The sequence below is a fragment of the Roseovarius sp. MBR-78 genome, assembly GCF_040547535.1.
GTDB lineage: Bacteria > Pseudomonadota > Alphaproteobacteria > Rhodobacterales > Rhodobacteraceae > Roseovarius.
This window is the reverse complement of record NZ_JBEPPX010000013.1, coordinates 85,641-103,389: the sequence shown is the minus strand read 5'-3', so window position 1 is coordinate 103,389 and position 17,749 is coordinate 85,641. Positions and strand designations below refer to the sequence as shown.

General features: G+C 62.2%; 16 protein-coding genes and 2 pseudogenes. 9 read left to right on the top strand and 9 right to left on the bottom strand.

The window, feature by feature from the left end; all coding sequences use genetic code 11:
• Positions 1-425, top strand: a pseudogene (locus tag ABIE58_RS12330) (IS6 family transposase); the annotation flags it as partial.
• Here ABIE58_RS12330 and ABIE58_RS12325 read toward each other — a convergent pair.
• Entirely contained in the window at positions 346-777 is a 432-nt protein-coding gene (locus ABIE58_RS12325; RefSeq protein WP_354545026.1) for a hypothetical protein, read from the bottom strand. The pseudogene ABIE58_RS12330 and the gene ABIE58_RS12325 overlap by 80 nt on opposite strands.
• Positions 778-865: 88 nt before the next feature.
• Between ABIE58_RS12325 and ABIE58_RS12320 the strand changes: the two genes are divergently transcribed.
• The 3 genes and pseudogenes from ABIE58_RS12320 (at position 866) to ABIE58_RS12310 (ending at position 3,464) form a co-directional block, all read left to right on the top strand.
• The gene (locus ABIE58_RS12320) at positions 866-1,156 is read left to right on the top strand and encodes an AMP-binding enzyme (RefSeq protein ID WP_354545025.1); all 291 of its coding nucleotides are present in this window, start codon (positions 866-868) and stop codon (positions 1,154-1,156) included.
• Positions 1,157-1,313: 157 nt separating this feature from the next.
• Entirely contained in the window at positions 1,314-2,525 is a 1,212-nt protein-coding gene (locus ABIE58_RS12315; RefSeq protein ID WP_354545018.1) for a mandelate racemase/muconate lactonizing enzyme family protein, read from the top strand.
• Positions 2,526-2,712: 187 nt separating this feature from the next.
• Positions 2,713-3,464 (top strand): annotated as a pseudogene (locus tag ABIE58_RS12310) (IS6 family transposase).
• Between the two features lie 75 nt (positions 3,465-3,539).
• On the opposite strand, the gene ABIE58_RS12305 reads toward ABIE58_RS12310, so the two are convergent.
• From ABIE58_RS12305 to dgcN, 5 genes are all read right to left on the bottom strand, one after another.
• On the bottom strand, positions 3,540-4,406 hold the full coding sequence (locus ABIE58_RS12305; protein ID WP_354545017.1) for a branched-chain amino acid aminotransferase: 867 nt from the start codon (positions 4,404-4,406) through the stop codon (positions 3,540-3,542).
• A gap of 62 nt (positions 4,407-4,468) precedes the next feature.
• Entirely contained in the window at positions 4,469-4,963 is a 495-nt protein-coding gene (locus ABIE58_RS12300) for a VOC family protein (protein ID WP_354545016.1), read from the bottom strand.
• Positions 4,964-5,059: 96 nt separating this feature from the next.
• Positions 5,060-5,920, bottom strand: a complete 861-nt coding sequence (locus tag ABIE58_RS12295; protein WP_354545015.1) for a D-amino-acid transaminase — start codon at positions 5,918-5,920, stop codon at positions 5,060-5,062.
• 5 nt (positions 5,921-5,925) lie between these two features.
• Positions 5,926-6,891, bottom strand: a complete 966-nt coding sequence (dgcA, locus tag ABIE58_RS12290; protein WP_354545024.1) for an N-acetyl-D-Glu racemase DgcA — start codon at positions 6,889-6,891, stop codon at positions 5,926-5,928.
• A 37-nt stretch (positions 6,892-6,928) separates the two neighbouring features.
• Positions 6,929-7,930, bottom strand: a complete 1,002-nt coding sequence (gene dgcN / locus ABIE58_RS12285; protein WP_354545014.1) for an N-acetyltransferase DgcN — start codon at positions 7,928-7,930, stop codon at positions 6,929-6,931.
• 254 nt (positions 7,931-8,184) lie between these two features.
• Between dgcN and ABIE58_RS12280 the strand changes: the two genes are divergently transcribed.
• Positions 8,185-9,144 carry an L-malyl-CoA/beta-methylmalyl-CoA lyase gene (locus ABIE58_RS12280; RefSeq protein ID WP_354545013.1) on the top strand — a complete coding sequence of 320 codons (960 nt, stop codon included), beginning with the start codon at positions 8,185-8,187 and terminating at the stop codon, positions 9,142-9,144.
• A gap of 29 nt (positions 9,145-9,173) precedes the next feature.
• Here ABIE58_RS12280 and ABIE58_RS12275 read toward each other — a convergent pair whose 3' ends face one another.
• The 3 genes from ABIE58_RS12275 to ABIE58_RS12265 are packed head-to-tail and all read right to left on the bottom strand — an operon-like array spanning position 9,174 to position 13,522.
• Positions 9,174-11,252, bottom strand: coding sequence for a dipeptide ABC transporter ATP-binding protein (locus ABIE58_RS12275; protein ID WP_354545012.1), 2,079 nt, complete (start codon positions 11,250-11,252; stop codon positions 9,174-9,176).
• Between the two features lie 29 nt (positions 11,253-11,281).
• Positions 11,282-12,466 (bottom strand): ABC transporter permease, encoded by a 1,185-nt coding sequence (locus tag ABIE58_RS12270; protein ID WP_354545011.1) that lies wholly within the window; start codon positions 12,464-12,466, stop codon positions 11,282-11,284.
• Between the two features lie 9 nt (positions 12,467-12,475).
• Positions 12,476-13,522, bottom strand: coding sequence for an ABC transporter permease (locus ABIE58_RS12265; RefSeq protein ID WP_354545010.1), 1,047 nt, complete (start codon positions 13,520-13,522; stop codon positions 12,476-12,478).
• A 283-nt stretch (positions 13,523-13,805) separates the two neighbouring features.
• Between ABIE58_RS12265 and parE the strand changes: the two genes are divergently transcribed.
• The 4 genes from parE (at position 13,806) to ABIE58_RS12245 (ending at position 17,726) form a co-directional block, all read left to right on the top strand.
• A complete protein-coding gene (gene parE / locus ABIE58_RS12260) occupies positions 13,806-15,761 on the top strand; it encodes a DNA topoisomerase IV subunit B (protein WP_354545009.1) in 1,956 nt (651 codons plus the stop codon).
• Entirely contained in the window at positions 15,758-16,387 is a 630-nt protein-coding gene (locus tag ABIE58_RS12255; protein WP_354545008.1) for a hypothetical protein, read from the top strand. The genes parE and ABIE58_RS12255 overlap by 4 nt, the downstream gene beginning before the upstream one ends.
• A gap of 230 nt (positions 16,388-16,617) precedes the next feature.
• On the top strand, positions 16,618-16,722 hold the full coding sequence (locus tag ABIE58_RS12250) for a hydroxyisourate hydrolase (protein ID WP_354545007.1): 105 nt from the start codon (positions 16,618-16,620) through the stop codon (positions 16,720-16,722).
• 71 nt (positions 16,723-16,793) lie between these two features.
• Positions 16,794-17,726 (top strand): AEC family transporter, encoded by a 933-nt coding sequence (locus ABIE58_RS12245; protein WP_354545006.1) that lies wholly within the window; start codon positions 16,794-16,796, stop codon positions 17,724-17,726.
• Positions 17,727-17,749 lie beyond the last annotated feature (23 nt).

Sequence of the window (17,749 nt, the reverse complement as noted above, 5' to 3'; positions counted from 1 at the left end):
GGGATCAAATCCCCGACGAACGGTGACACGCTCGACATCCTGGTTCAGACACGCCGCAATGCCAAAGCCGCCAAGCGATTTCTGACACGGCTGATCGCTCAATTTGGTCAGCCGAGGGTGGTCATCACCGACAAGCTGCGCAGCTATACAAAACCGATTGCACGCCTGGCACCCGGGGCCGATCACCGGACCCACAAAGGGCTCAACAACCGGATCGAGGGCAGTCACAGGCCGACGCGACGACGAGAGAAAATCATGGGACGGTTCAAATCTCCCAGCAGGCACAGCGCTTCCTTGCCGCGCATGACCAGATCAACACGATATTCAAACCCCGCCGCTATCGCCTCACCGCCACATCCTATCGCCATGCCCGGGCAGATGTGTTCGAGCTGTGGACGAACTATGCTCTTCAGATGAAGCCATGACTTGGTAAACGCGGGGCATCGCAGCATCAACCAAGCAACTTGGCAATGCCCCTTCCGGGAAGTGACAAAAATCCCGTTCCACCACCAACTGCCCGATCTTCGAATGCAGCTTCTCGATCTCCGCCTCGTTCCCCTTCCTGGGATCAGACCCGCGCCGGGTGAACGCCGTGGCCATGTTCCGGGTCGCCGCGTTCGGCAGGCATTTGATCCCCCGGATCAAATGCTGATCTGCCTCACTCCATGTGCTGATCTGGTTGGGATGCACGCTGTATTTTTTCGACAGCTCGGCCAGCGTCATCTCTTCTCGGATCGCTTCCAGCGCGACCTTCGCCTTGAACTCAGGCGTATGCATTTTTCTCTTTGTCATTTCGGATCGTCTCTCTCGTCAGGCGATCCACCTTAACAACTGGTCCAAATTTCCGCGACCACCTCCGGTGCCCTTGGGCTTTCTCGTGATGACAGATTGTGCGCAGAGAGAGGCCGATGCTCTCGAGCGTAAGATCGTTGCGCCCGTGCGCAAGCAGATCGGTCCGGTCGCCGCGTTCCGAAATGCGCTTGTGTTTGGACGCCTGCCCAAAACACGTTCGGGCAAAGTTCTGCGCGGAACGATGCAAAAGATTGCTGATGGCGAGAGCGTAAGGACGCCCGCCGCTATCGAAGATCCCGAGGTTTTGGACGAAATCCGCGAGGCGCTGCAGCAATACGATCGAGCTCCATTGAATGGCGCATGATAGCTTGGGTGGACAGGTTTTCGGTGGTCCGATACAAAATGCGTATCAGTGACAATAGTCTTGGAATTGGAGTTTCCACGAGAATGGATCGAAGATCTTATGACAAAGAGAGCAAGCAAGTGTTGGGGCTTCCGGCAACAGTAAGTGGAGAACAACAATGACGAAGATTGCCAAGGTCGAGACGCTCAGCTGTGATGCCGGCTGGCGCAACTACTATTTCTGTAAGGTGACGACCGAGAACGGGACCGTGGGCTGGAGCGAGTATGACGAGGGCTTTGGTTCCCCCGGTGTTTCCGAAGTCATCGCGAGACTTGGCAACCGCTTGATCGGACTGTCAGTGATGGACCACGAGAGATTTTACGCTGAGGCGTACTGCTTGATCCGACCCGCTGCCGGTGGCATTGCCTCGCAAGGAATCGGTGCGCTGGAAAACGCTCTTCTGGATGCGAAAGCAAAGGTTCTAGGCGTGCCGTGCTTTGAACTTTTGGGCGGGCGCATGCGGCCTGCCGTCCCGGTTTATTGGTCACATTGTGCCTCTTGGAGAATAAATCACCCACAGGTTTACGGCAAGCCGATCACGTCACTCGAAGGCGTTCGCCAAGCTGGAGCAGAAGCGAGAGAAAAGGGTTTCCGAGCCGCGAAAACCAATCTGTTCTCTCTGGATGAGAATGACGAAAATCCCAAGTCCTGGCGGCCAGGCTTCGCCGCGCCCTTTCACCCGGAACTTAACCCTACCCCAAAGCTGCTCCGTAATATGCGCCAGCACCTTGAGGCGATGATCGAAGGCGCAGGTCCCGACGTCGAGATACTGCTCGACCTCAATTTCAATTTCCGCACCGAAGGGTTCGTGCGCGCGTTGCAGGAAGTTGCTGACCTGCCGCTGTTCTGGGTGGAGATCGATTCTTACAGCCCTGAAGCACTGGCATATATACGAAGCCAGAGCCCGCATCCCATCAGTTCGGGTGAGACGCTCATAGGTATGCGTGAATTCCTGCCGTTCTTTCGGGCGCAGGCGTTGGACATTGCCATCGTGGATACGGTTTGGAACGGCGTCTGGCAGTCCATGAAGATTGCCAATTTGGCCGAAGCCTTTGAAGTCAATGTCGCACCGCACAACTTCTACGGCCATCTTTGCACGATGATGAACGCTCACTTCTGCTCTGCGGTACCTAACCTGCGGATCATGGAACTTGATATTGACCGCACCCCTTGGGATGCAGACCTCTTCTCGTCCGTGCCAGACGTGAAGGACGGGTTGTTGCAGGTGCCTGATACTCCTGGTTGGGGCATCGAGCCGATCGAAGAGCGCATTCTTGCTCGGCCACCGCTGAAGAACGCCGGGCTGTTCCGGCCGCGCCCCGCGACCTGAACGCCAACGAAATTCAACACATTCACATAGGAGAAAGATATGCTGGACTGGAAAGAATATCGGCGAGAAATCGTTGGCCGCGTAGGCGAATTTTCGAAGGCTGCCCCGAGGCGATGAAAGGGTGTGCAGCGCTTGCAGAGGCATTGCCAAGTTGTTTGCGGCTTCTGCGGCTGGTACCGGTTGTGCCATGCAGATACCGTCATCAATGCCGCGCCTGAAAGGCTTTCGTTTTCCCCGCGAGATCGTCGCCTATGCGGTCTGGGCCTGTTATCGCTTTGCGCTCAGCACGGCGGATGTTGAGGATCTCCTGGCGGCGCGTGGTGTCATCGTCAGCCGCGAAGTCATCCGACTTTGGGTCAACCGGTCTGGCGCGCATTTTGCGGCCTGTATCCGCCGGGACCGGCCGCGTCTGAGCCGCAAGTGGCACCTGGACGAGGTCGTGATCCAGATAGGCGGCGTGAAGCACTGGCTGTGGCGGGCCGTCGATGGTGAGGAGGATCTGGATTTGATCCGGGGGATCAAATCCCCGACGAACGGTGACACGCTCGACATCCTGCCTCAGACACGCCGCAATGCCAAAGCCGCCAAGCGATTTCTGACAAGGTTGATCGCTCAATTCGGCCCGCCGAGGGTGGTCATCACCGACAAGCTGCGCAGCTACACGAAGCCAATCACACGTCTGGCGCCCGGGGCCGATCACCGGGCGCACAAGGGTCTCAACAACCGGGTCGAGGGCAGTCACAGGCCGACGCGACGACGAGAGAAAATCATGGGCCGCTTCAAGTCCCCCAGCAGGCACAGCGCTTCCTTGCCGCGCATGACCAGATCAACACGATATTCAAACCCCGCCGCTATCGCCTCACCGCCACATCCTATCGCCATGCCCGGGCAGATGCGTTCGAGCTGTGGACGAACTATGCTCTCCAGATGAAGCCATGACTTGGCAAACGCGGGGCATCGCAGCATCAACCAAGCAACTTGGCAATGCCGATACGCGGCACCCTGCGCGCCGGATCACCGACCGGCGGAATGCGCCCAATCCCAGTAAAGCTCTCGCACCCGCTCGGTCACGGGGCCGGGCTGGTATTGCCTGTCCTCAAAGGCCGAGACCGGCGTTACCTTGGTCAGGTTGCCCGAGAGAAACACCTCGTCGGCGGCCCTGAAATCGTCAAAGCTCATCACCGTCTCGTGCACCACCATCCCGGCCTGCCGCATGTTGTCGATATGGCGCGCGCGGGTGATGCCCGCCAGAAACGTGCCGTTGGCGATGGGGGTAAAGACCTCGCCATCGCGCACGGCAAAGACATTGGCCGTCGCCGTCTCGGCCACGTTGCCCAGCGCATCGGCCACCAGCGCGTTACCAAAGCCCCGGTCCCGCGCCTCTTTCAGCATCCGCGCGTTGTTGGGATAGAGACAGCCCGCCTTGGCATTGACCACCGCATCCTCGAGCACGGGGCGGCGAAAGCGCGTGCGACAGAGCGTCGTGGTGGTGCCGGGCGGCGGCATCGGGATTTCCTCGAGGCAGATGGCAAAGCCGGTGGCCCCCTCCTTGGGCAGCACGCCCAGATGCCCGCCGTCGAGCGCCCAATACATCGGCCGGATATAGATCGCGGCCCCTTTGGGATAGGCGGCCAGGCCCTCGCGGATGATCGCCTCCATCTCTGGCGCGCTCACCGTCGGCGTGACCATCAGCGCCTCTGCCGAAGCGTTGACGCGAGCGCAATGGCGATCGAGATCGGGGACGATCCCGTCGACATAGCGCGCCCCGTCGAATACCGATGATCCCAGCCACATGCCGTGATCGGCGGCCCTCATCACCGCGATGTCGCCGTCATGCCAGCGGCCTTCGAAATAGGTGCGGATATTGGTGCCTGTCGCCATGTGCTGTTCTCCCCGTATTTCGCGCGCAGGGTAGGCGCGGCGCGCCGGGGCGTCCAGAGGGATCAGGCGCGCGCCGGGGCCTCGGCCAGCAGCGCCTCAAGATCAAGCGGCGCATTGACCATCGCAAGCCGCCCGTCGGCGTCGCGGGGCCACTCGGCCTCGGGCTTGTCGCGGTAAAGCTCGACGCCGTTTTGGTCAGGGTCGCGCAGGTAGATGGCCTCGCTCACCCCGTGGTCGGCTGCGCCGTCGAGGGTAAGGCCTGCATCGAGCACACGCCGCAGCGCATCGCCCAGCGCGGCGCGATCAGGATAGAGAAACGCGGTGTGGAAAAGCCCGGTATGGCCCGGCGGCGGCGGCGTGGCACCCGCGCTCTCCCAGGTGTTGAGGCCGATATGGTGGTGATAGCCCCCCGCCGACAGAAACGCCGCCCGCCCGCCTGAATAGTATTGTTGAAGCTCAAATCCCAGCACGCCGGAATAGAAACCGATGGCGCGTTCCAGATCAGAGACCTTGAGATGGACATGGCCAATACGGGTGTCGGGATGAACGGGTGTCATGGGCGTGGCTCCTTTTTCTGGCACGCCGCAAGGATGCGCCCTGTGCGCCAATCGCTCAATTCCACGAATTCGCCCAGTTTCTGTGCGCGGATGCGATCAAACCCCCATCTTCCGGCTCTCCTCCAGGTAAATCTCGCGCAGGCGCGTGGCGACCGGCCCCGGTGTGCCTGCCCCGATCACCGCGCCGTCGATCTCGACCACCGGCATGACAAAGGCGCTGGCAGAGGTCACGAACGCCTCATCCGCCGCCTTCGCCTCGTCGATGGTGAACGCGCGTTCCTCCACCTGCATCTGCGCCTCGCGCGCAAAGCGCAGCACGGCGGCGCGGGTGATCCCGTGCAGGATGTCGTTGCTGAGATGCCGGGTGATGATGCGCCTCCCCTTGACGATATAGGCATTGTTCGAGGTGCCCTCGGTCACATGCCCGTCCTCGATCATCCAGGCGTCATCCGCGCCCGCCGCCTTGGCCATCATCTTGCCCATCGACGGATAGAGAAGCTGCACCGTCTTGATATCGCGCCGCCCCCAGCGCAGATCGTCGATGCCGATCACCTTGATGCCACGCTTGGCCGCCGGGTTGTCAGCCAGCCCCGGTTTCGACTGTGTGAACAACACCAGCGTCGGCTCGGTCGTCTCGCGGTCGGGAAAGGCAAAATCGCGGTCGCCATCGCTGCCGCGCGTGACTTGCAGGTAAACGAGACCGTCGGTGATCTCGTTGACGCGCACCAGTTCGCGGTGGATGTCGAGCAGATTGTCAAAAGCGGCGGGCTTCTTCATTTCGAGCTCCGACAGCGACCGCTCCAGCCGCGCGAGGTGGCCCGCGAAATCAATCAGCTTGCCGCCCAGAACACTCGTCACCTCATAGACCCCGTCGGCCATCAGGAACCCCCGATCAAAGATCGATACGGTAGCCTCGGTCTCGGGCAGGTAATCTCCGTTCACGTAAACAGTGCGCATGGTCGTCATCCCCACAGGGCCGCGTCAGACGGGTGAACCCCGGCGGCATCATATGTCAAAGCGTGCTCCCGGTCTTCGGCCAGAAGCAGCGGGCCGTCAAGATCGGTCACGCCTGCCCCCTGCGCCACCAGCACGGCCGGGGCCATCGCGAGCGAAGATCCGACCATGCAGCCCACCATGATGCCAAAGCCCTCGGCGCGCGCGGCCTCGCGCAGGGCAAGTGCCTCAGTCAGACCGCCTGTCTTGTCGAGCTTGATGTTAACCATGTCGTATTTGCCCTTGAGCGCGGGCAGGCTGGCGCGGTCATGGCAGCTTTCATCGGCACAAAGCGGCACGGGGCGGGCGAGGCCCAGGAGCGCGCCATCCTGGCCTGCGGGCAGCGGCTGTTCCACCAGCGCGACGCCAAGCCGCACCAGATGCGGCGCAAGATCGGCGTAGACCTCCGCGCTCCAGCCCTCGTTGGCATCAATGATGATGCGCGATTTGGGCGCGCCGCGCCGCACCGCCTCGAGCCTCGGCATGTCATCGGGCGTGCCCAGCTTGATCTTGAGCAGGGGCCGGTGCGCGTGGTGCGCGGCCTGCGCCTGCATCGCCTCCGGGCTGTCGAGCGAGAGCGTGTAGGCGGTGATCTCCGGCCCCGGCGCGGGCAGGCCCGCGATCTCCCACACCCGGCGGCGCGCCTGTTTCGCCTGCAAATCCCACAGCGCGCAATCGACCGCGTTGCGCGCCGCGCCGGGTGGCAAAAGCTCTTGCAGCGCGGCGCGGTCAAACCGCTCCGGCAGGCCCGCGATCTGCGCCGTGACGCTATCAAGCGTCTCGCCATAGCGGGCATAGGGCACGCATTCGCCGCGCCCCGCCGCGCCGCCCTGCGACACCGTCACCGTCAGCACCTGCGCCTCGGTCCGCGAGCCGCGGCTGATGGTAAAGAGCTGCGCGAGGCGGAATATGTCGCGTGTCACCTCGATCTGCACGGCCGCTCCCTTCATCTTGCCAAAAATATCCAAAGCCTCACATCGCCGCCAGCGCATCCACCAGCTTGCCCGCGCCAAAGCGGTAGGGGTCGGTGGCAGGCAGGCCCATCTCGGCCTCCACCCCGGCGAGATAGGCGCGCGCCTCTGCCTCTGCCATGTGCTGCGTGTTGACCGCCACGCCCGCGACCTCGCAGGCCGGGTTGGCGATGCGCGCCAGCGGCAGGGCGGTGTCGCGCAACTCCGCCAGCGAGCGCACGGCATAGCCGGGCAGGCCGCGCATGTGGCTGCGCGTCGGCTCGTGGCAGAGGATCAGCGCGTCGGGCTGTCCGCCGTGGATCAGTGCCATCGTCACCCCGGAATAGGAGACATGAAACAGCGAACCCTGCCCCTCGATCATGTCCCAGTGGTCGGGCTCGTTGTCGGGCGTGAGATATTCCACCGACCCGGCCATGAAATCCGCGATCACCGCATCGAGCGGCACGCCGTGGCCGGTGATGAGAATGCCGGTCTGCCCGGTGGCGCGGAAGGTGGCCTTCATGCCGCGTGCCACCATCTCGGCCTCCATCGCCATGGCGGTATACATCTTGCCGACCGAACAATCGGTGCCCACGGCAAGGCAGCGCTTGCCGGTCCGTTTCACGCCATTGGCGATGGGATAGCCCACGGTGGGCACGCGCACGTCATGCAGCGTGCCGCCATGGGTCTGCGCGGCGGCCACCAGATCGCCCTCGTCACGCAACAGGTTGTGCAGCCCCGAGGCAAGATCGAACCCCATTTCCAGCGCCCTGACCAGCACCTCCTTCCACGCCGCCGAGATCACGCCGCCCCGATTGGCCACGCCGATCACCACGGTTTTCGCGCCTGCCGCCTTGGCCTCTTCCAGCGTCATGTCGGCAAGGCCCAGATCGGCCCCGCAGCCGGGCAGGCGGATCTGGCCAAGCGCGTTCTCGGGCCGCCAGTCGCGGATGCCGATGGCGACCTTGGCGGCGAGCATGTCGGGCGCGTCGCCGAGGAAAAGCAGATAGGGGGTCTCGATCATGGGGCTGTCCTCCAGGGGCAAGGTTTGTGGCAACATGCCCCGGATGCGGCACCATATTTTACCGAAATCAATGTCTGTGCATCATATTTAGGTGAATTCTTCGCCACATTGGGCTATTCCTCGAATATTCTGCAAAGGGTGCTGCGGGCCGGATGTATGCGAGGGTGCACGAAACCCGCTTGCACAGGGGCGCGCAATTTCATACCTCCGGGCACAGTATCCACGCAATTTCCGAACCAAGGGAGCGATCCAAGATGAGCTTTCGCCTGCAACCCCCCGCGCCTGCGCGCCCCAACCGCTGCCAGCTTTTCGGCCCCGGCTCCAATGCCAAGCTGTTCGAGAAGATGGCGACGAGTGACGCCGATGTCATCAATATCGACCTCGAGGATTCGGTGGCCCCCACCGACAAGGACGCCGCGCGCGCCAACACCATCGCCGCGATCAACGAGGTGGATTGGGGCAACAAGTATCTCTCGGTGCGCATCAACGGTCTCGATTCGCCGTTCTGGTATCGCGATGTGGTGGATTTGCTGGAACAGACCGGCGACCGGCTCGACCAGATCATGATCCCCAAAGCGGGCTGCGCGTCCGATATCTACGCCGTCGATGCGCTTGTGACCTCGATCGAGGCCGCCAAGGGCCGCGCCAAGCGGATCAGCTTCGAGGCGATCATCGAATCCGCCGCAGGCCTTTCCCATGTCGAGGAAATCGCCGCCGCCAGCCCCCGGATGCAGGCGCTGAGCCTCGGGGCTGCGGATTTCGCCGCTTCGATGGGGATGCAGACCACCGGCATCGGCGGCACGCAGGAGGCATATTACATGCTGCACGAGGGCGCGAAATACTGGGCCGATCCGTGGCATTGGGCGCAGACCGCCATCGTCGCCGCCTGTCGCACGCATGGCCTTTTGCCCGTGGATGGCCCGTTCGGGGATTTCTCGGATGACGAGGGCTTTCGCGCGCAGGCGCGTCGCTCCGCCACGCTCGGCATGGTCGGCAAATGGGCGATTCACCCCAAGCAGGTGGCGCTTGCCAACGAGATCTTCACCCCCTCGGATGAGGCGGTTCAAGAGGCGCGCGAGATCCTGAAAGCGATGGAAGAGGCCAAGGCCCGCGGTGAGGGCGCCACCACCTACAAGGGCCGCCTTGTCGACATCGCCTCGATCAAGCAGGCCGAGGTGGTCGTCAAGCAGGCCGAGATGATCGCCGAGCGGTAAGCCGGACAGGGGCGGCCCACGCCGCCCCGTCACTCTGCTGCCAGCTTTATCACCGGCTCCATCCGGCTCAGCATGTCCTGCGACAGGTGGCATTTCACCTGATGGCCGGGGGCAAGCTCGCGCTGGGGCGGCACTTCACGCTCGCAAAGCCCCCCCGGCACCTCCGATTTCCAGCGACACCGCGTCTGAAACGGGCAGCCGGGTGGCGGGTCCATCGCCGAGGGCACGTCGCCTTCGAGCACGATATGGCGTTTCTCGACGCTGGTATCGGCAATCGGCACCGCCGACAGGAGCGCTTCGGTATAGGGGTGGTAGGGCGGCGAGAAGACCTGATCGGTGGTGCCAAGCTCGACCACATGGCCCAGATACATCACCATCACCCGGTCGCTCAGATAGCGCACGATGCCGAGGTCGTGGGAGATAAACAAGAGCGTCGTCTTGTGCTCGCGCTGGATCTCCATCAACAGATCGGTCACCGCCGCCTGCACGCTCACGTCAAGCGCCGAAACCGGCTCATCGGCCACCACGATCCGCGCACCCCCGGCAAAGGCGCGGGCGATCCCCACCCGCTGTTTCTGCCCGCCTGATAGTTGCCTTGGCATCCGCTCGGCAAATTCGCGTGGCAGCTTCACCAGATCAAGCAGGCGCAGCATCTCGTCGCGGCGCGCCTGATCGCTCTCGCCGATGCCGAACACCTCCAGCGCGCGGATGATCTGGCGGCCCACCGTCATTGACGGGTTGAGCGTGTCGAACGGGTTCTGGAACACCATCTGGATATCGGCCACGGTCTGCGTGTCGCGCTTCTCGATGGGGATCGCTTCGATATTGCGGCCATCCAGCAGGATCGCGCCCTCGGTCGCCGTCTCCAGCCCCATGAGCACCTTGGCAAAGGTCGATTTGCCACAGCCAGACTCGCCCACGATGGCCAGCGTCTCGCCCTCGCGCGCCTCGAAACTCAGCGTCTCGTTGGCCTTCACCACCTTCGTCGCGCCACCGCCGAAAAGCGCATTGGCCGCGACCTCGTAATATTTCTTGAGCTTGTCCATCTTGAGCACAACACGCCCCGGCGCGCGCGCCTCGTGCTGTGCCATCGCCTCGATGGGCGCGTGCCAGTCGATCTCGGAAAACCGCAAGCAGCGGGTGAAATGCCGGTCATCGCCTTCGATCGCGGCCATGCGAATATCGCCTGCATCGCAAAGCCCGGCCTGAAAATAATCGCAGCGCGGCCCGAAATTGCACCCCTCCGGCCGCTCGTCCGGCAGCGGGAAATTGCCGGGAATGGCCTTCAATGGCCGCGCGTTCTTGTCCGCGCCGGGCAGGGGAATGGAGCGGAAAAGCGCCTGCGTATAGGGGTGCTGCATCTTGTCGAACACGTCGCGCACGCTGCCCGTCTCGACCGCCTCGCCGGAATACATAACGCAGATGCGGTCGCAGGTTTCCAGCACCAGCCCGAGGTTGTGCGATATGAACAGCATCGAGGTGCCGTATTTGCGGCCCAGATCCTTGACCAGATCCACCACCGCCGCCTCTACCGTGACGTCAAGCGCGGTGGTCGGCTCGTCGAGAATGAGCAGCGACGGTTTCGACATCAGCGCCATGGCGATGACAATGCGCTGCTGCTGCCCGCCCGAGAGCTGATGGGGATAGGCGTCGAGGATGCGTTCGGGATCGGGCAGCTTGACATCGCTCACCACTTCGAGCGCGCGCGCCCAGGCCTCGGCGGCGGAAATCCCCTCGTGGATCATCGGCACTTCGATCAACTGACGGCCCACCTTCATCGCCGGGTTCAGCGACGCCATCGGCTCCTGATAGATCATCGCGATCTCGTTGCCGCGAAGCGCGCGCAACTCTGCCGCGCTCATCTCTCCCAAATCGCGGCCCTTGAAGCGGATGGTGCCGCCCACGATCCGGCCATTCACCCCCAGATCGCGCATCACGCCCAGCGCCACGGTGGATTTGCCACAGCCTGATTCCCCAACCAGCCCCACCGCCTCACCGGGCTGCACCGACACGGAAAAATCCATCACCGCCGGAATCTCGCGCAGCCGCGTGAAGAAGGAGATCGACAGGTTGTCGATTTCGAGGATCGGTCCGTCATGTTCGGCCATGTCGCGCTCCTTCATCTTGCCGCTAATACTCAATCCCGCAGGCTCTCTTCGCGCAGCCCGTCGGCAAGCAGGTTGAGCCCCAGAACAAGGCTCAAGAGCGCAAAGGCCGGCGGCAGCGCCGGGTGCAGGTAGAGCGACAGCAATTTGCGCCCCTCGTTGATCGTGCTGCCCCAATCCGGGCTTTCAGGGCTGAGGCCAAGGCCGAAGAACCCCAGCGTGCCCAGAAGGATCGTAGTATAGCCAATGCGCAGGCAGAAATCGACCAGAAGCGGTCCGCGCACATTGGGCAGGATTTCCCACAGCATGATATACCACGCCCCCTCGCCCCGCGTTTGTGCTGCGGCGACGTAATCGCGGGTCTTGATGTCCATCGTCAGGCCGCGCACGATGCGGAACACGGTGGGCGAGTTGACGAAGACCACGGCGACGAACACCACCAGCAGGTTTGGCGGAAAGCCGATCAGGCCCAGCGGGTCGGCATTCCACGCGATGCCCGAATAGAGCCACAGCCCCACCACCAGCGTGATGCCCACATAGATATTGCGCGTCTTGGGCTGCGTGTGAAACCGCGAGTTCCACAAGAGCACCAGGAACACGATGGGAAAGATGAACAAAACGGCGGCCATGTAGACCGGGATGCCGGTCAGCACGATCTCGGGCGTGACCAGCAGGTAAAAGAGCAAGATCACCGGGAAGGCGAGGATCAGGTTCGCCAGAAACGACAGGAACGTATCGAGCCGCCCGCCGTAATAGCCCGCAGGCAGGCCCAGCGTGATCCCCACCATGAAGGCAAAAAGGCTGGCGAAAGGCGCGATCTTGATCACTTCCCAGGCCCCCACCACCATGCGGCTGAAGACATCGCGCCCCAGATTGTCACCGCCCAGCAGGTAATAGGGATAGGCCCCCTCGGCGATCGTGCCCATCATCTTGGAATAGGGCGTGCCGGGCAGCTTGTTCTTCATCGAGGCGGATTGGTCGAGCACGTCATGGGTGGTGATCATGTCAAAGCCGCCGCCGAGAATGCCGGTGAAGACCCAGAACATCACCAGCGCAAAGCCCGCCATGCCGATGGGGCTGTCAAAGAGCTTGCCATAAAGGCCAAGCCGCCGCTTGAACGTGATCGACAGGGCAAAGGTGGCGATCAGCGCGATCCAGACGGGCGTGAATTGCCCGAGGATGCGCAGGATGATCTCGCCCCAGCTCAACAACTCCATGGCACTCTCCTAGCTCACGCTGATCCGGGGGTTGAGATAGACATAACCGATATCGGAAATCAGTTGCGTCACCAGCACCACCACCACCGACACGACCGAGACCGCCAACAGCAACTCGATGTCGTTATTGCCCGCCGCCTGCACCAGCGTCCAGCCAAAGCCCTTGTAGTTGAACAGCGTCTCGACGATCACCACCCCGTTCAACAGCCACGGGAATTGCAGCATGATCACCGTGAATGGCGCAATGAGCGCGTTTCGCAGCGCGTGTTTCAGCACGATATTGGGGAAACTCACCCCCTTGAGCCGCGCGGTGCGGATATATTGCGCGGTCATCACCTCGGCCATGGAGGCCCGCGTCATCCGCGCGATATAGCCCATGCCGTAAAGCGCGATGGTCAGCACCGGCAGAAAGAAATTCTCGAATGTGGGGTTTTCCATCGCGCTTGTCGCCGTGCCCTTGAACCATTTGAGGCCCACGGCGGTGCTGGCAAACACCGCGATGAACAGCACGCCCGAGACGTATTCCGGCGTCGCCGTGGTGGTGATCGCCACGGTCGAGAGCGTGCGGTCGGTGCGCGATCCCTCGCGCATCCCCGCCAGCACGCCCAGGATCAGCGCCGAGGGCACCATCAGCAGCATCACCCACAGCATGAGCCGCCCGGTAAGCGCCAGCTTGTCGCCGATGATCTCGGCCACCGGCTTGCGGAACACGGTGGAATGGCCCCAATCCCCTTGCAGGATGCCGCAAAAGCGCGGGGCCTCTTCGGGCGGCGTATCGGGGGCGATGCAGCGCCCGCGCAGGGTGCCATCCTCGGCGGCGGTGGTCCAGCCGGGCCACACGCCCATCCATTGCCCGTATTTCACAGGCAGCGGATCGAGATAGCCGTTGCGCTCCAGATAGCTTGCCACCTCCGCATCGGTCATGCGGAAATTGCCCTGGGTCTTGGCCAGCTTTTCAAGGTTGGGATAGAGGTTGGTCAGGAAAAAGACGATGAATGTCAGGCAAAGCGCCGTGAGCAGCATCACACCCACGCGGCGCAGGATAAACTTGGCCATGTCACGCCCCCCTGTCGGCGTTGTTTTCGCAGGACGCTATGCGAGGGGGGCGGGACGGTCCAGATAATTTTGCGACACGAAGGGACGAAAATCGACATCGACTCGCGCAACGGCCGGGCGCTTGTCTCTCAAGGTGGCGATGTCGGGGCCGCGCACCCGGTGACGCCACAGGCCCGCGCGCGCGTGCCCGTCACGGGCGGGCAGCCATCGCCTGCCCCCCACTTCCCCCGCCCCGCGCGCTCTGCCATACTGCCGCTCAACCCATAAAACAAAGAGCAGCGGCATGAATGATCTTCTCTCGCCCACCCCGAAATCCGATTATGACGCCTCCTCGATTCAGGTGCTCGAGGATATGGAGCATGTCCGCCTGCGCCCCGGCATGTATATCGGCGGCAAGGATGACCGCGCGCTGCATCACATGGTGGCCGAGATCATCGACAACTCGATGGACGAGGCGGTGGCGGGGCACGCCACATGGATCGAGGTGGAGCTGCACGCAAACGGCCATGTCAGCGTGCGCGACAACGGGCGCGGCATCCCGGTCGATCCCCACCCCAAGGACCCGAGCAAATCCGCGCTCGAAATCATCTTTTGCACGCTCAACGCAGGCGGCAAGTTCTCGGGCGACAGCTATCAGACCTCGGGGGGCTTGCACGGGGTCGGCTCCTCGGTGGTCAATGCGCTGTCGGATCACCTGCGGGTCGAGGTGGCGCGGGGCCGCGAGCTTTACATGATGGAGTTTTCGCGCGGCATCCCGCAGGCGCCCTTGGCCAAGATCGGGGCCGCCCCCAACCGGCGCGGCACCTCTGTCACCTTTCACCCCGACCCCGACATCTTTGGCACGCTCACGCTCAAGCCCGCGCGCCTCTTCAGGATGGCGCGCTCCAAGGCCTATCTGTTTTCAGGCGTCGAAATCCGCTGGAAGAGCGAGATCAGCGATGGCGAGACGCCCGCCGAGGCGACCTTCAAATTCCCCGGCGGCCTCGCCGATTACCTGGCCGAGACGCTGGGCGGGGCCACCACTTATGCCGAGCGTCCCTTTGCCGGATCGGTCGATTTCCGCGACAAGTTCAACGTGCCGGGCAAGGTGGAATGGGCGATCAACTGGACGCCCGCGCGCGACGGGTTCCTGCAATCCTATTGCAACACAGTGCCCACCCCCGAGGGCGGCACCCACGAGGCCGGGTTCTGGGCCGCGATCCTCAAGGGGATCAAGGGCTATGGCGAATTGACGAATAACCGCAAGGCCGCGCAGATCACCCGCGAAGACCTGATTTCGGGGGGCTGCGCGCTGGTCTCGTGCTTTATCCGCGAGCCGGAATTCGTCGGCCAGACCAAGGACCGGCTGGCCACGACCGAGGCCGCGCGCATGGTCGAGGGCGCGGTGCGCGACCATTTCGACAACTGGCTGGCCGCCGATACCAAATCCGCCGGCGCGATCCTCGATTTCCTGGTGCTGCGCGCCGAGGAACGGCTGCGGCGACGGCAGGAAAAGGAAACCGCGCGCAAGACCGCGACCAAGAAACTGCGCCTGCCCGGCAAGCTGGTGGATTGCACCGCGAGCAACCGCGCGGGCACGGAGCTTTTCATCGTCGAGGGCGATAGCGCGGGCGGCTCTGCCAAGATGGCGCGCGACCGCAAGACGCAGGCGCTCTTGCCGCTGCGGGGCAAGATATTGAACGTGCTGGGGGCGGCCTCGTCGAAACTCGGCAGCAACCAGGAGATCAGCGACCTGACGCAGGCGCTCGGCACCGGGCTGGGGACGAAATTCAACCTCGACGATCTGCGCTATGACAAGATCATCATCATGACCGATGCCGATGTCGACGGCGCGCATATCGCGGCGCTGTTGATGACGTTCTTCTTTTCGCAGATGCGCCCGATGATCGACGCGGGGCATCTCTATCTGGCCTGCCCGCCGCTCTATCGGCTGACCCAGGGGGCGAAACGTGTCTATTGCCTGGATGAGGCCGAGCGCGATCTGTGGCTGGAAAAGGGGCTGGGCGGTAAAGGCAAGATCGACGTTTCGCGTTTCAAGGGCCTGGGCGAAATGGACGCCAAGGATTTGAAGGAAACCACCATGGACCCCACCTCGCGCAAACTCATCCGCGTGACGATCGACGAGGATGAGCCGGGAGAGACCGGCGATCTGGTGGAACGGCTGATGGGCAAGAAACCGGAATTGCGGTTTCAGTATATTTCGGAGAATGCACGATTTGTGGAGGAGTTGGATGTATGATTCAGAAAGTCGACACATTCGAATATGTTCGAAAAAGAAATGTTAAAATTGAAATTGATCGACTTATTAGTATTCTCGATTCAACAGGGGAAACGTCAATCACATTGGAATGTGGCGACACAATTTATGAGTCTCTCGAAGAGATAAAGTTTAACAAATCTGCAATTGTTATTCCATTTCGGATTGAATGTGGCGAAACAACGATACGTTTTGATCCTTTCGAGGTTACTATTTCCGGCAGATCGAGTTCATCACATCGACAGAAAGCGTTATCAAAGGAATTGGAGGCCTACGTTCCGCTGCTATCTAAGCGCCCAGTAATTACCTTGTTTTTAAGTATGTTCTTCATCGCATTTGGGTTTCCGAGGCTATTTGACTATTTTGATTTTGAAAACTCAACAAAAATTTTTGGAGCTAATTTAACTGACATTGCGCAAGTTTTTTTAAATATCCTGTCAGCCGCTGCTGTGTCACTTCTTTATATCTTTGAATGGTCTATGGTAAAACTCTATAGCTCAACAAATAGTTTCTGGGGGCGCCATAAAGAGCAAATTGCGGTGGGTTTCATACTTGCGCTAGTTGGAGCAGCGCTCTCCTACGTCGCTAGTAATTTACTTCCAGTCTGACTTTATCATACCAAAATCTCTTCATTTGCAATACCCCGCGCGAATAGCAACCGTAGGGTGGGCAGTACTGCCCACCAATCCCACCCGCGCCATGGTGGACAAAATTGCCCACCCTACGCCGCGCCGCCCTGTCTCCGGCGTCATTCCCGCGAAGACGGGACTCTCGTGGGTAAAGGGCGCGACAGTCTCCAAGAGATCCCCGCTTTCGCGGGGATGACGGGGCGCGCGGGGTGGCGAGGCGCGGTTCATCCTCAATCGTCAACAATCGCTCAAGGCCATACCATGTGCCGCTGCTGCTGTCGCCCTATGGCTATGCCACCTATCGGGGGAGTTGAGCGGCGCGCTCTGCCGCGATGGCCGATACAGGCGATTGACGCGGGCCGCGATGCTGCTAAGCGGTCGGTCCATGCTTGGCGTGTTTTTCCAGACCTTGCCGTTCTTCCTTGTCATCGGCCTCGGCTACGGGGCCGGGCGGCGCGGCTTCTTTTCGCCCGAGGGCACGCTGTGGCTCACGCGCTTCGTGTTCTACTTTGCGCTCTCGGCGATGCTGTTTCGCTTTTCCGCCAATCTGACGCTGGCCGATGTGCTCGATTGGTCGGTGGTGCTGGCCTATCTGTCGGCCAGCCTTGTCGTCTATCTGCTGGCCACCATCGTGGCCATGCTGCGCGGGTTGCGGGTCGCCGAGGCGGCGATCGAGGCGCAATGCGCGGTGGTGGGCAATGTGGGTTTCCTTGGCGTGCCGATGCTCGCCATGCTCATGGGCGAGGCGGCGATCGGGCCGGTGATGCTGGTGCTGGCGGTCGATCTGCTGGTGTTCGGCTCGCTGGTGGTGATCCTCATCACCGGGGCGCGCGACGGGCGCATGTCTCCCGCGATCCTGCGCAGCATCGGTGGCGGCCTCATCCGCAACCCGATGATCGTGGCCATCGCCGCGGGGTTTCTGTGGTCGGGCCTCGCGCTGCCGATCCCCGCGCCGATGAACGCGTTTCTCGCGCTTCTGGGCGGGGCGGCGACGCCCTGCGCACTTTTCGCCATCGGCGCATCGCTGGCGGAAAAGACGGCGGAGCGGCCCCATGTCGCGGCGTGGTTATCGTCGTGCAAGCTGGTGCTGCACCCGGCGGCGGTGGCCGTTTCGGCTCTGTGGGTGTTCGAGCTTCCGGGCTATGCAGCGGCGGTGGTGATCGCGGCGGCGGCCTTGCCCGTGGCGGGCAATGTGTTCATCATCGCGCAAAGCTATGGCGTGGCCCCGCGCCGCGTCTCGTCGGCGATCTTTCTCTCCACCGGCGCGGCGCTCATCAGCGTCTCGGTGGTGATCGGCTGGACCGCCACGCTTTATTGACACGAGGGACGAAAGGACAGGAC